The organism is Meiothermus sp., from assembly GCF_026004075.1.
Taxonomy (GTDB): Bacteria; Deinococcota; Deinococci; order Deinococcales; family Thermaceae; genus Meiothermus.
This window is the reverse complement of the sequence record NZ_BPIK01000001.1, coordinates 684727-697265: the sequence shown is the minus strand read 5'-3', so window position 1 is coordinate 697265 and position 12539 is coordinate 684727. Positions and strand designations below refer to the sequence as shown.

The window sequence follows — 12539 nt, the reverse complement described above, 5'->3', positions numbered from 1 at the left end:
CCCGGGCCACTTAGCCGAGGAGCCGGCTCACCTCGCGCAGCAATTCCTCGCGGGAAAAAGGCTTGGTTAAAAATGCATCTGCCCCCAGTTGGCGCGCTTCGATTTCGAATTGCTCTTCACCGCTGGCTGTCAGCACCAATATGGGCAGGCTCGAGGTCTGGCGTACTTGGCGAATCAGATCGAACCCGTTCATGCCTGGCATCACCAGATCGGTAACCAGAAGGCGGATCTCCGGGCGGCTCTGCCATGTATCCAGCGCCTCACGTGCATTATCCGCCACCAGTACCTCATAGCCTGCCCGCTGCAGAACCAAGCGCAGCACATGGCGAATGTGAGGTTCGTCGTCTACAGCTAAAATCATGCGCCCTCTTCAATTGGGATAACTTTGTCCAGAAGGGTTAGCTCGAGCACCTTCCGCACTGCCGGGCTGGGGTTCTCAATAACCAGGCTACCCCCATTGTTTTTGACCTGCTTAAGCCCGGAAACCAGCGCAGCCAGACCAGCCGAGTCCATGAAATCCACCCCGCTCATGTCCAGTCGCAGATCCTTGGCTCCACGATCGCGGGCTTCGCCCAGAGACTGGCGTAAAACAGGGGCTTGTTGTACATCCAGTCGACCTTCTATGGCAAACCGGGCTGCAGTTTCGGAGATCATCTCGTAGTGAATCACCTTTCCACCTCGCCAAACTCAAGCGTAAGGCAGTTCCAGCCACCTTTCCTAGAGTACCGCAACCCACGTGCCACCTTATGTACAATTGCCATTCCGTACCCTCCTTCACGCATCTCTCCCATCGGCCGCACCGGCCCTTCGAGGGGATTAAAGGGCATGCCATCGTCGAGCAACCACACCCGCTTACATCCCGACCCCATGCGCACACGAAAACAGCGGGCTCGCCCATGCACAATGGCGTTGGTTACCAGTTCGTTCACCACCAGCTCTTCTAAAATACCCAGCCCCTGAGCACGCAAAAACTCCGACAGTGGCTCGAGGGAGCCGGTGCAAGCAGGTAGGGTAAGAACTAATCTCATGACCCCACCCCCACATACCGATAAATGTGTAGCCCAAAGTCGTCACTTACCTCGAAGGCGTGCATGGCTGCTCTAAGTTCCTGTAAAAAAACCTCGGGCTCGGAATTGGCCTCCAGCAGGTTGCTTAGGCGTTCGAGACCAAACAGCTCACCGTTCCGGGCCGCTTCAATGAGACCATCGGTGTACACCAGCAATAGCTCTCCTGGCCTCAGTTCGAAATGCCGCATCGCCTCTGGAGGAGGGTCAAAAAGTCCCAGGGGTGGAGCGGTAGCGCCCAGGGCCTCTACCCTGCCATCGAGGCGGCGCACCAACAAAGGTGGGTGGCCAAAGCTGCCATAAACAAGGCTGCCGTTCTGTTCAAAGTTAATCAGCGCCAGGGTAGCAAAAGCCCCGGCTCGCTCGAGCAAAGGTGCTGCGGCGCTCGCCAAAGCCTTGAGCGGATTGGGCTGCTCGAGGGCTATGGGTACAAGGCCGCTCAACAGCCCACTGTGCATAGCGGCTGGCAGTCCTTTACCACTAACGTCTCCCAGCACACGCCAGCTCCCTAGAGCTAGCTGAAAATCTCCGCCCAGGTCGCGGGCAGGCTGAAAGCTGCTTAGCAGGGTATAGCCGGTCGGGGCGGACAGTTGATTGGGCACCAACGTACTCCAAATCTGGCTGGCCAGAGCACGTTCGTGTTCTTCCAGTCTCAGTCGCTCCCTCAACACCTGGTCTTCCAAACGCTCGAGCGAGACCCCAATCATCTGCGCCAACGCGTCAACAATACGCTGGTCGTGGGCGCTGAACGGCATCGAGTGCCCCCACAAAGCCAGCCAACCCCCAGGAAAAGCCACTGCGTACAGTGCTTCCTCGCGCCTTTGCAGCCGCTTGGCAGGAGCAGGAAGGGCAGCCAGCCACGAAGGCACCTCCTGCAGCCAGCGCCCTCTTGCACAGATAGCCGCTCCAGCACACGAAAGTTCCTGTGCGGCTTCCGACAGCAACGCCAGAACATCGGCCTCGCTGGCAATTTGGGCCGAACGCACCATTAGATGCTCGAGCCATACCGTGCGGTCGTAGCAATCGGCCAGGGCTTCACTAAGGTTTTCCAGTTCCTGTAAAGCCGTATCGGGCATACTCAAGCCTCAATGGGCAAAATCCCAAGCAATCCGGTAATCTCCAGAATCAGACGCACCGGGTCTTGCAGGTTGCGAATTGTTAGCGTTCTACCTTCTTCGCGGGCGCGCTTGTACAGGTTCACCAGCAACGCCAGGCCGCTCGAGTCCACAAAGTTGACCCCTGCCATGTCCAGCACTGTGTTGGAGCCCAGCTCCAAGCTGCTTTTGAGCATGGGCACCTGGTGTGCATCAAAGCGCCCTTGCAACGTGTAGATGGTTCGACCATCTTGGTCGTAACGCTCAATGTGCATATTTCCTCCTCAGGCGTTCAAAGTGAAGTAAGTACCAGTCTGCCACGTCCTCGAGCAAAACCCCTACCGAGGCGCGGTAGTTGGCCAGTCCAATTTGTTGGGCGTACTCACGGTCGCTAAATAGCCGCCACAGGGCCTCTGCCAGCCCCTTGGCATCCCCAGGTGAGAAAAACTCGGCCCGGTACCCCTCGGCTTCTACCAGCTCAGCCAGATCGCCGATGCGTGGCATAACCGCAGGTCGGGCATACTGTCCAGCCTGGTGCAGCACCCCAGAGGAGCCGGTGGTGGCGGTATAAGGAAAAGCAACCACATACGCCTCGCTAAAAACCTTGGCCACCTCCTCCTCGGGCACGTAACCGGTGTAAATCACGCCGGGGATATCGCCGTAAACTGCCCGTAAGCCCTCGAGGTATCCAGGCGCATTGGGCGAGTTGGTACCAGCCACCACCAGCTCTACAGCTGGGTCGCGCTTTAGCAGAAGTTGGTGCGCTTCCAGCAGGGTTTCCAAGCGCTTGTAGGTGCCAAACTTCCCAAAGGCCAGCACCCGCTTAGCCTCGGGCAGGGGCGGTGGGGGGCCGGGGTCTTCAAAGGCCCCGTGGGGCGCCAGAAACACGTTCTTAGCCCCATATTCGCGCCGCAAAATCTCTACATAGGTGGGCATGGTCGTGGCGACCAGGTGGCTTTGCAACAACAGTCGGGTAAAAAGCCGCCCCCCTGCCCGCAGCACCTGCTCCTTGAAGGGGCTCTGTGCATAACCTGCTTGGCGCAGGTCGATGGTTTCAAAAAGATTGTGCAACAAAGTGATGGTCGGTATGCCTAAAGCCCGTGTCATGCCCGGGGCTAGCAGGCCCAGCGCAGCCGGAACAGCGGATCCACCGAAGCTGGCAAACTGGAGGTTATAGATTACGCCATCCGGCCGAAGCTGCTGAATGGTGCGAGCCAGGCGCAGCGAATTAAGTGGGCTACCGAAAGTCCAGACCCGGCGAACATTGGTCGGGTCGGGGGGAGCGGCCATCTCTTTAGGTAGGCAGTCGGCCAACACCGTTAGGCGTTCGATTTCGGGCTTGGCCGCAAATACCCGTGCCAGATGGGCCCCATACTCCACCAAGGTGCCCTGGCTGGGAGGGTAGGTGGTAACGAGTGCCAGGTGCATACTAGCCCCTTACCTCCGCACTGGCTGACTGATAAACCCCTTGCCGGTCGAGTCGTCGGATTTCCAGGATGTCTTTTAGGAACTTAAGCGAGTCCTTAACAGGATCTACCTTGGAGCCGGGAGCGTCGAACCAGCGCACCGGCACCTCGGCTACCTTTAGCCCCAGACGATTGGCCAGGTAGAGAAGCTCGAGGTCAAACGAAAAACCCATCATACGCTGGCGCGGAAATAACTCTTGAACCGCCTTGCGGCTAAACAGCTTGAAACCACACTGGGTGTCTTTGACAGTCACACCCGACAGCCAGCGGGCCAGCAAGCGCAGCCCCCAGCTAGCCAGATGGCGCACCAGGCTTTTGTTCTCTTCTTTAGCTCCTTCAGCTGCTCGAGACCCCACCGCTAGGTCAAAGCCTTCGTCCAGCTTTGCTAAAAGTCGTGGAAGTTCTTCAATCGGGGTAGAGTTGTCGGCGTCTGCAAAAAGCACACGCTGTCCCTTAGCTGCCAGTACCCCCCGGCGTACGGCCCCGCCCTTGCCAGTATTGGCGTGGCGCAGCACCCGCAGGTTCTTCCAGCCCAGCCGCTCAACCAAATCGGCGGTACCGTCGACAGAGCCATCGTCGGAAACGATAAGTTCCCAGCACAGCTCCATCCCCGAAACCACCACCGCAAAAGCCCCCAGGGTGGGCAAAATTCGCTCGGATTCGTTATAGGCCGGAATCACCACCGACAATTTCGGATTAGGGCATTCCTGGTCACGCCAGCGTTCAAAGTCAGCGTAGGACATACGGCCTCCCGTAGCGTAAAACTTGTTGAGCGATCAGAAGCATGAAACCTAGTAGCAGCAAGCCTTTGGCGACCATCTGAGCCACAATAAGTTCCTGGCCAGAGCTATGCCAGGCCGACATCAGCAGCAATTGCAACAGACCAGCGCCCAGCCCCCACCAGCCCACCTGGCCATACCCTTGAGCCAAAAGATGATTGGAAATTACGTTGGCCAGGGCATACAAAGTAGTCATCAGGGCATATGGGGCTACCAGCGAAGCCGCCGCCAAATAACCTGGCCCAAACAGCACCTCCACCACCCATTCGGGTACTGCGGCACAGACGCCAACAAAAGCCAGGCTAATCAGGGCAACGCTGGAAAAGGCCCATCCCAGCAGCCGTGCGGTGTTTTGTCCCTGGGCATGGGCCTGAGCCACCATCGGAAAAACGGCCATGCTCACCGCCCAGGAGCCGTAAAAAACAATTCTGCCAATCATGGCCACTGCCGCATACAGACCGGCCTGGGTAGGCTCGAGCAAAGCCTTGGCCAAAAGCACGTCGGCATTGAGAATCAGGGCCTGGGCCAGTAGATTGCTGCCCGTAGCCAGGACGTAGCCACCCTCCGGACGTGATGGCCCCTGTGCCCGCAGGGTTTTCCCCAGCACCCCAAGCGCCACCCCCACCCCCACCAGGGTCGCCACTACTGCAGCGGTCGCTCCTGGCAGAATTAGCAGGGCCGGAAAGGTCAGGATAATCTTGCTAAGGTGCTCCAACACCATGTTGTTACCCAGCTGGCTGTGCTGCTGACGCCCCTGGATCTCGCCGCGAGCCGCGCCCAGCAAGGCATACAAGGGTAGGAAAGCACCCAGAACGATATACCACAAGGGCGGCAGCGCGCTCAGCTGGCCTAATGGGAAGCTGAGGAGGGCCAGGGCCAGGCCCAGCGTGCCCCCCAGTCGCAGGGCCTGCAGGCGGGTATAGGTCAGCGCGCTCGAGCCCGCTGCGGCGTAGCGCGCCCCCACCTGTTGCAAAGATAAGGGCAGCACCGTCAAAAGCAAAAATAGCGACATAAAAGCGGCATAGCTCCCATACTCGGTGGGGCCCAGCCAGCGCCCCAGAATCAGGGCATAGCCGTAGTTGAGCACATTAACCACCAGCATGGCTGCAAACAAGGCCAGGCTGTTTTGTAGAAAACGTCTGCGATCCATAGGTCTAGAGGTGTCGGGCCAACTCGGGGTCGCGGCGCAGGGCCTCGAGGACTTTTTTGATCTCCTGGCTGCGCTCTTTTTTCACAATCAGGGTAATGGGGCCGTCACGTACGATCAGCACGTTCTCAAGGCCCAGGGTCACGATGATATCGTTGCCGGTGGTATAGAGGATGGAGCCGTGGGTGTCCAGACCCACGTGGCGGGCAAGCTCGAGGTTATCGGTCGCCCCCAGCAACCGCTCGAGGGCATTCCAGTCGCCTAGGTCGTCCCAGCCAAAACTAGCCGGTATCACGCACGCTTTGTCGGTATGCTCCATCACCGCGTAGTCCAGGCTCTTTTTAGGCAGCTCTGCATAAGCCTCACGCCCCTTAGCCTGCAGCGGTTCCAGTACCTGGGGAGCAAAACGTGCCAGCTCGCGTAACATCACCCCCGCCCGAAAAACAAAAATGCCCCCGTTCCACCAGTAATTGCCCTCTCGTAAGTAGGCCTCAGCCGTTGCCTGGTCGGGTTTTTCAGCAAAACAGTTAACGGTGAAAGCCTCCAGGCCTGCATACGCCCCTATCTTCTCCCCCTGCTGGATATAGCCGTATCCGGTAGCCGGGAAGGTAGGCTGGATACCCAACGTAACAATCGCCTCACGCTGTGTCGCCAATTCTGCAGCGGCGTGCACCGCCTGGCGGAAACGCTCTTCATCCTGGATGTGGTGGTCTGCTGGGAACACGCCCAAAACCGCATCATCCCCGAATCGGCGTTGAATCTCGAGGGTTGCATAGGTCACCGCAGCAGCAGTGTCCCGTGGTTCGGGCTCAATGAGCAGGTTTTCGGCAGGCAGGGGCGGCAGGTGTTCACCTATACCCTCCAGCAGGTTAAAGGTAGTTACTACCCATACCTCTTCCCATCCGCCCACCAACGGCATGAGCCGGTCTACTGTTGCCTGAATTAGGCTGCGCCCATCTGGTAGCAGCTTAAGAAACTGCTTGGGTCGATCTTGGCGGGAAAGGGGCCAGAATCGCTCTCCCTTCCCTCCGGCCATGATTACCGGGAAAAGAGTTGTCATATAGGCATTCTAGGACGGTTTCCGGAAGCGACTTGGGCAATTTGAACAGCTCCAAGGTGGCTGGGCATTTAACCTGAAGTTTGATGGGCCTGTTTCAACGCCGTGACAATATCGCAAAAATACTCGATAAGCTGGCGGGTTTCCACGAGGCTCTGCTGTCCGGACTCGAGCTAAAACCAATGTTGCGCAATCTACTCACAGCTGCAACACACAGTCTGGGGGCCGAGCGAGCCGCGATCTTCTTGTATCACACCGAGGAAGGCGAATTGCGTGGTGAAGTGGGGACTGGCGTGGGCACCAACCACACCGTCTCGGCCATATCGCTATCGCTAGCGCACGATGGCCCAATCCAACAAGCCTTCTTTGGTTCTCCTGAGGGGCTCGAGCTGCCGGATGAAATACTGCTGCCGGTTCACTCGAGCGCTGCGCCGGCAGGCGGCAAGCCCTACTGCTGGAACAACCCCGAGGCCAGCTGTAATCTGAGGCCTCGCATCCGAGCTGCGGAGCGAGCCGAACGCTGTCCTTCCTGCACGCACTTCGGCGGGGTGGGTGTGCTATCCCTGGAAGGACTGACCCTCGATGGGGAGACCTGCCAGCTTTTGCCAGTCCTGGCTCGTCTGGTAGCACTTGCTCTACGCAACGCCCGGCTTTACGAAACCACCGTAGAGCATCAAAACCGCCTTGCTCGCAATGCCCAGGTTCTGGAGGCGGTCAACACCATCTCCAGGTATCTGGTGCGCAACCTCGAACAGCGCCAGGTGCTCGAGGCACTAGCCTGGGGGCTCTATCGCGATCTGAACTACTACCGTGTAACTATAACCCTCAACCGCAACGGCGTACTCGAAGGGCTGCTCACGGTCAAAGAGGGGCAGATGTTCTGGACCGAAGGAAGAAGTCAGTTGCGCTTCCCGATTCAGAGCTCAAGCGACCCTTTTGCCCGGGCCGCCCGCGAACGCCGACCGCTGCAGGTAGGGGAGAAAGAGCTGCCCGCTACAGCCCGTGCTCAACAGATGGCCTTCGTGCCCATTACCGCCTATCTGCCAATCCTGGCTGAGGAAGAAGTGTTGGGTGTGGTAGCTGTAGATCACGGTGATAGCGGACGAACCGTAGATCCTGATGAGCTCCGCTACGTGCAACTCCTGAGCTACGTAGCCGGCGCGGCCCTTAAAAACGCCTACGCCTTTGAAGAGCGCGAGCAAGCTAACCGGGCGCTTGCGCTAGAGCGCCAAAAGCTCATCCAGGCTCTGGAACTCATGGGTGACGCTGTGGTTGTGCTCGAGGAATACGAAGGCTTTGCCAACCGTAAGGCCCGTGAAATATTGGGCCTGGACAAGCAGGTGGCTCTCGATAACCTACCCCCCGAACTATACCCCGCGCTGGAAGGGCAGCCGGTGGAGTACCTGCACCAGGGGCGCACCTTCTCAGCTCTGGGCACCCGGGACGGACGGCTATGGGTGCTGGTTTTGCACGAGATCACAGGCATTCGTCAGGCCCAACAACGCCTCGAAAACCAAAGTCGCTTCCTGGGCCACCTCGCCGACGTCACCCGCCAGGCCCTAGAGAGTCCTGATAGTGCCTCCTTGCTGCGCACCCTCGCCAATCATCTCTCCAGCCTTTTCGCAGCCGATCAGGTGTATCTCACCCTGTGGGACGAGGCTCACAATAAGCCACTGCCCGTTGCAGCTTACGGGTTCTCTACTGAACGCTATCTTGAGGTCGGTACCGAGTCCAGCGGAGGCACTTTTACCGAAGCCGCCCTGCGCCTGGGTCGTGTCCTGGTTATAGAGGACACACAGCAAACCCCCTATGCCGCCACTTCCCTAACCCGCCAGTTTCCAGCTGCCTCGGCCATGGTGCTCCCGTTTATTGCCCAATCCCGCTGGCTTGGCGCAGCCATCCTCGGCTATACACAAAACCGAAAATTTAGCGACCTCGAGGCCATGCAAGCTCAGCAAGCCGCCGAGCTTATTGCGCTGGCCCTGCTAAAAACACGCCTACTGGAGGAGCTTGAACGGCGTGAGCGACGCTTCAAAGCCCTGCTAGAGAGCAGCCAGGACGTGGTGTATGTGATTTCGCCGGAGGGGTTCTTGCGCTACGTGAGCCCCAACGCAAAAGCCGTACTGGGCTACGACCCCGAGGGCTACCTGAGCGCGGAAGTCGATGGCCTATCGTTCTTCCACTCCGAAGACCGCCCCCGGGCCCAGGCCCTGTTTCGTGAGTTGCTGAGCGCACCAGGTTCCACCCGTGAAGCCGAGCTGCGCATGATGGACGCCCATGGGCAGGTGCGCCAGGTAGAGCTTTGGGGGCGCAATCTCACGCACGATCCAGCTGTAGGGGGCGTAGCGGTAACACTGCGCGATGTCAGCCAGCGACACCAAGCCGAGCTAGCTCGCCAAGAAAGTGAGCGGCGTTATCGGGGCATATTTGACCATACCGAGGACGCCATCTTTCTGATCGAAATCGAGCCAGATGGAACCTTTCGCTTCGAGGGCAACAACCCCGCTCATCAACGGCAAACCGGCATCGCTCTCGAGGATATCGCCGGGAAAACCCCCCACGAGTTGCTGCCACGGGAACTGGCAGAGCAGGTTTCGGCCAATTACCGTCGTGCCCTGTCGGAAGGCCGGGCCATCAGCTACGAAGAAACCCTCGAGCTTCCAGCCGGGCGGCGCACCTGGCTAACTCAACTGGTGCCCATCCCCAATCGCGAGGGCCGCATCGACCTAATCGCGGGTATCTCCCGCGACATCTCCGAGCGCAAGCTGGCGGAGGCTGCGCTGCGCGAGAGCGAAGCCCGCAACCGGGCCATCCTGCAAGCGTTACCCGATCTGCTCTTTATGATGGACGACAACGGCACCCTACTGGCTTACCAGGGCCGGCGAGATCAGTTACTCATGAATCCAGAGGATTTTCTGGGTCGGCGCATAGCTGAGGTGCTTCCCCTCGAGGTTGCCGAGCGCATACAGCTGGCTATTGCAGAAGTGCTCGCCAGTGGTGAGATGCGCAGCGTGGAATACAGCCTAAATATACAAGGTGAGCCTCTCGACTTCGAGGCCCGTGTAGCACAAAGCGGGGAGCGGCAGGTACTGGCAGTGGTTCGCGATATAACTCAACAAAAGCAGCTCGAGCGAATGAAGCAGGAGTTTGTATCAGCTGTCTCGCACGAGTTGCGCACCCCTCTGGTGGGCATTCTAGGCTTTGCCGAGTTACTGGAAGAGGAGCCAAATTTAGACGAGGAGTCTCGGGAATTCGCTCGACTGATCCGCGAAAGTGGTTTGCGTCTAAAAAATATGGTCGACAACCTGCTCGACTCCAATCGCCTCGAGTCCGGTCGCTTCGAAATTAGCCGTCGAAGAGTAGATCTTACTCCCACCTTGCGCGACGTGGCCGCTGCCTTCCGGGGAGTAGCCCAGCTATCGAGTATCACCTTCGAGCTGCAAATAGAGCAGCTGCCTTCTCTGCTGGCCGATCCCGATCGCATTGGCCAGGTAATAGGCAATCTACTCTCCAACGCGTTTAAGTTCACTCCCAAAAACGGTCGGATTGTTTTGCGGGCATTTGTAAAGGAAAATTGTTTGCGCATCGAGGTAGAGGACACCGGCCCTGGCATATCGCCGGAAGAGGCGGGGCGGCTGTTTCAACGTTATTCACGCACTCGCACTGCCCTCGAGCGGGGGGTACGGGGAACCGGCTTGGGGCTGTACATCTCCAAGGCTATTGTCGATGCACACAACGGTACTATCGGCGTGAACTCTGAGGTCGGCAAAGGGGCGTGCTTTTACGTGGAGTTGCCCATATCGGCTACCGAGGTTATGAATCCGGCCAGATCCACTTAGGGCTCGCGAGAGCGATTTCGGGCAAACATGGAGGCTGTCCTCATTACCAAATGACGATCAAAACCGGCCAAAGCTCTTGGTGTAGCCACGGGCAGTATCGCTTCTTGGGCAAGAGACGTTTTCCTGGCCGAGCAGAACTAGAAGTTCTGCTCTGTTCTGGCCAGCTCAGCAAGGGTAAGCCCCAGATTGAAGCGAGCCTAACCTTCGTCGAGCACCTGCAGCCCCATTATCTTCAGGCCAGCTGCTGCACCAAGCGGAGGGCGTAATCCAGGGTCTCCTCAACCTGGCTCCAATCTACCCCTTCGGCCTGGTCGGTGGGCCAGTGCCAGTTGGGAGGTAGGCCGTTCTCCAGCCGAATGAGCGTCAGGCAGGGGATGCCTCGAGCGGCAAAGGGGCGGGTGTCGAAAAAGGCCAGGCGGTACTCGAGGGGCCGCGCACCGGGGAGGACTGCAGCCCGTTCGCGTAAAGTTCCGCGATAGGCATGATAGACGAGCATTCCCTCTCCTACCGCATAAAAAAGCGCTCCTTTGCCCACGTTGTCTATGTTGAGCACCAGGGCATCGGGTGGAATGCGCCCCGAACGCACCAGGTATTCGGCGCCCTTGGCCCCCACCTCCTCGCTGCCGGTCAGGGCCAGGATCACCCGGAAGTCCGGCAGGGGGTTTTGCGCCAGCTCCTCGAACAACCCCACCGCCACCACCACCCCGGTCGCGTTGTCGTTGGCCCCGTTGACGTAAGGCTCGCGCAGCTCCCGCAGGGTCAGAAGGGCCGCCTGCACCAAAAAATAGAGGCCCAATATCTGCGAAACCCAGGGCAGCAGAGCCCCAAAGGGCAAGGCCGTTGCAAAAGCAGCATTGGCCAGAAAATTGCGCCGGAAAAACCGCACCTGCCGGGGGTGGTAGAGAAAAAAGGTTTTGGCGGTGTCGTAGTGGGCCATCAAGACCAATGTTTTGCGGCCCTGGCCGGTCTGGGTGAGCAAATTTTGTGAAGGGTAGCGGTCAAACCAGCTCCGCCAGGGCGTCCACCAGCCGGAGAAATGCGCCCAGAAGCCATACGTTCCCAGCAGTGCCAGCCACCATAGACCCAGCCCTCCACCCAAGGCGAGCAGCAGGCTGATCAGAATCAGCTCGGGGCCGTAACTACGGGGTGCTTTGAAGGGCTGAACTTCCACCCCATGGCCCGGAATTTCCTGTCCCCCAGAGGCCAGCCGGGGCCGCTCGAGGTAGGCTTTGAGCTTGGCTGCTGCCAGCGCCTCCTGGGCGGTAGCGCTCCCGCGGTGCGGCAAGGCACAAAGTTCTTCCCACAGTTGACGCACGTCCATAGCATAAGGCTAAAAACCAGGTCTATCGGGTTCGGTATCCCGGGGGGCAATAGCGACTCGGGCAGCGGGTTTGACAAACTCACCTTGGCCCAGCTTAGACTTAGGCACATGGGCAAGAAGCGGCGGGAGGAAAAACTCAAGCGTAAAGGACAGCAGCGCACCCCCCTTTCTGGCCGGGATATGCTGCGCATATTTCCCAGCCTATTATTGCGGGCCTTTATTGTGGTGATGCCCCTTACCCTAATCATGACCATCTTGGGCGGTAGTGGGGTCACCGTGTTCAACAATTTCTGGGTACAGATGGGGGCTTATCTAGCAGCCTACATCGTGTTCAATAAGTTCATCTTCGGCCCCATCCGCAACTACCGTCCAGCACAAACCAATCCGCCCAAAGCAAAGTAGCTTGGGCTAAATGCGCTTGGCATCGGCCCAGAAGCCTTCCAGGTCGTAGTACTCGCGGGCCTCTGCGCTCATCAGGTGTACCAGCACCGGGCCATAGTCGAGGAGCACCCAGCGCGGGCTGGGGCCTTCGACCTTGTTGGCCCGAATACCTTCATCTTCTTGCAGTTTTTCCCGCACGGCCCGCTCGAGGGCCTGTAGGTGGGGCTGCGAGGTTCCGGTGGCAATTACAAAGTAGTCCAGCGAGTCGGAAACGCCGGTTAGGTCCAGCGCCACCACATTCTCGGCCTTCTTGTCTTCCAGGGCTTCTTTGATGTGTCCAATCAGGGTTTTGGGTTCAATGGTTTTGACCATTCGTCCTCATTGTACACAA

Annotated in this window: 13 protein-coding genes; 2 read left to right on the top strand and 11 right to left on the bottom strand. The window is 58.7% G+C overall.

Going from position 1 to position 12539, the window contains the following annotated elements:
• Positions 1-10: 10 nt before the first annotated feature.
• The 9 genes from Q0X18_RS03410 to Q0X18_RS03370 are packed head-to-tail and all read right to left on the bottom strand — an operon-like array spanning position 11 to position 6610.
• Positions 11-361 carry a response regulator gene (locus Q0X18_RS03410; RefSeq protein ID WP_297558565.1) on the bottom strand — a complete coding sequence of 117 codons (351 nt, stop codon included), beginning with the start codon at positions 359-361 and terminating at the stop codon, positions 11-13.
• Positions 358-669: an STAS domain-containing protein gene (locus tag Q0X18_RS03405; RefSeq protein WP_297558563.1), complete on the bottom strand. Its 312-nt coding sequence runs from the start codon at positions 667-669 to the stop codon at positions 358-360. The genes Q0X18_RS03410 and Q0X18_RS03405 overlap by 4 nt, the downstream gene beginning before the upstream one ends.
• The gene (locus Q0X18_RS03400) at positions 666-1028 is read right to left on the bottom strand and encodes an ATP-binding protein (protein WP_297558560.1); all 363 of its coding nucleotides are present in this window, start codon (positions 1026-1028) and stop codon (positions 666-668) included. Before Q0X18_RS03400 ends, Q0X18_RS03405 begins: the two co-directional genes overlap by 4 nt.
• A complete protein-coding gene (locus Q0X18_RS03395; RefSeq protein WP_297558558.1) occupies positions 1025-2140 on the bottom strand; it encodes a PP2C family protein-serine/threonine phosphatase in 1116 nt (371 codons plus the stop codon). Before Q0X18_RS03395 ends, Q0X18_RS03400 begins: the two co-directional genes overlap by 4 nt.
• 2 nt (positions 2141-2142) lie before the next feature.
• Positions 2143-2433 carry an STAS domain-containing protein gene (locus Q0X18_RS03390; RefSeq protein WP_297558556.1) on the bottom strand — a complete coding sequence of 97 codons (291 nt, stop codon included), beginning with the start codon at positions 2431-2433 and terminating at the stop codon, positions 2143-2145.
• Positions 2423-3586 carry a glycosyltransferase gene (locus Q0X18_RS03385; RefSeq protein ID WP_297558554.1) on the bottom strand — a complete coding sequence of 388 codons (1164 nt, stop codon included), beginning with the start codon at positions 3584-3586 and terminating at the stop codon, positions 2423-2425. The genes Q0X18_RS03390 and Q0X18_RS03385 overlap by 11 nt, the downstream gene beginning before the upstream one ends.
• A gap of 1 nt (position 3587) precedes the next feature.
• On the bottom strand, positions 3588-4367 hold the full coding sequence (locus Q0X18_RS03380; RefSeq protein WP_297558552.1) for a dolichyl-phosphate beta-glucosyltransferase: 780 nt from the start codon (positions 4365-4367) through the stop codon (positions 3588-3590).
• The gene (locus Q0X18_RS03375; RefSeq protein ID WP_297558550.1) at positions 4354-5553 is read right to left on the bottom strand and encodes a lipopolysaccharide biosynthesis protein; all 1200 of its coding nucleotides are present in this window, start codon (positions 5551-5553) and stop codon (positions 4354-4356) included. Before Q0X18_RS03375 ends, Q0X18_RS03380 begins: the two co-directional genes overlap by 14 nt.
• Before the next feature lie 4 nt (positions 5554-5557).
• A complete protein-coding gene (locus tag Q0X18_RS03370; protein WP_297558525.1) occupies positions 5558-6610 on the bottom strand; it encodes a mannose-1-phosphate guanylyltransferase in 1053 nt (350 codons plus the stop codon).
• An 83-nt stretch (positions 6611-6693) separates the two neighbouring features.
• Between Q0X18_RS03370 and Q0X18_RS03365 the strand changes: the two genes are divergently transcribed.
• A complete protein-coding gene (locus tag Q0X18_RS03365; RefSeq protein ID WP_297558522.1) occupies positions 6694-10446 on the top strand; it encodes a PAS domain S-box protein in 3753 nt (1250 codons plus the stop codon).
• Positions 10447-10678: 232 nt separating this feature from the next.
• Here Q0X18_RS03365 and Q0X18_RS03360 read toward each other — a convergent pair whose 3' ends face one another.
• A complete protein-coding gene (locus Q0X18_RS03360; RefSeq protein WP_297558519.1) occupies positions 10679-11767 on the bottom strand; it encodes a M28 family metallopeptidase in 1089 nt (362 codons plus the stop codon).
• A gap of 108 nt (positions 11768-11875) precedes the next feature.
• Here Q0X18_RS03360 and Q0X18_RS03355 point away from each other — a divergent pair, with 108 nt between their 5' ends.
• Positions 11876-12169, top strand: coding sequence for a hypothetical protein (locus tag Q0X18_RS03355; RefSeq protein ID WP_297558516.1), 294 nt, complete (start codon positions 11876-11878; stop codon positions 12167-12169).
• A gap of 6 nt (positions 12170-12175) precedes the next feature.
• On the opposite strand, the gene rsfS is transcribed toward Q0X18_RS03355, so the two are convergent.
• Positions 12176-12520 (bottom strand): ribosome silencing factor, encoded by a 345-nt coding sequence (rsfS, locus tag Q0X18_RS03350; protein ID WP_297558514.1) that lies wholly within the window; start codon positions 12518-12520, stop codon positions 12176-12178.
• Positions 12521-12539: the final 19 nt, after the last annotated feature.

Bases quoted from the DNA above. Each gene is read 5' to 3' on its own strand.
- Q0X18_RS03410 (WP_297558565.1), bottom strand. From the start codon at position 361: ATGATTTTAGCTGTAGACGACGAACCTCACATTCGCCATGTGCTGCGC.
- Q0X18_RS03400 (WP_297558560.1), bottom strand. From the start codon at position 1,028: ATGAGATTAGTTCTTACCCTACCTGCTTGCACCGGCTCCCTCGAGCCA.
- Q0X18_RS03395 (WP_297558558.1), bottom strand. From the start codon at position 2,140: ATGCCCGATACGGCTTTACAGGAACTGGAAAACCTTAGTGAAGCCCTG.
- Q0X18_RS03390 (WP_297558556.1), bottom strand. From the start codon at position 2,433: ATGCACATTGAGCGTTACGACCAAGATGGTCGAACCATCTACACGTTG.
- Q0X18_RS03385 (WP_297558554.1), bottom strand. From the start codon at position 3,586: ATGCACCTGGCACTCGTTACCACCTACCCTCCCAGCCAGGGCACCTTG.
- Q0X18_RS03380 (WP_297558552.1), bottom strand. From the start codon at position 4,367: ATGTCCTACGCTGACTTTGAACGCTGGCGTGACCAGGAATGCCCTAAT.
- Q0X18_RS03375 (WP_297558550.1), bottom strand. From the start codon at position 5,553: ATGGATCGCAGACGTTTTCTACAAAACAGCCTGGCCTTGTTTGCAGCC.
- Q0X18_RS03370 (WP_297558525.1), bottom strand. From the start codon at position 6,610: ATGACAACTCTTTTCCCGGTAATCATGGCCGGAGGGAAGGGAGAGCGA.
- Q0X18_RS03365 (WP_297558522.1), top strand. From the start codon at position 6,694: ATGGGCCTGTTTCAACGCCGTGACAATATCGCAAAAATACTCGATAAG.
- Q0X18_RS03360 (WP_297558519.1), bottom strand. From the start codon at position 11,767: ATGGACGTGCGTCAACTGTGGGAAGAACTTTGTGCCTTGCCGCACCGC.
- Q0X18_RS03355 (WP_297558516.1), top strand. From the start codon at position 11,876: ATGGGCAAGAAGCGGCGGGAGGAAAAACTCAAGCGTAAAGGACAGCAG.
- rsfS (WP_297558514.1), bottom strand. From the start codon at position 12,520: ATGGTCAAAACCATTGAACCCAAAACCCTGATTGGACACATCAAAGAA.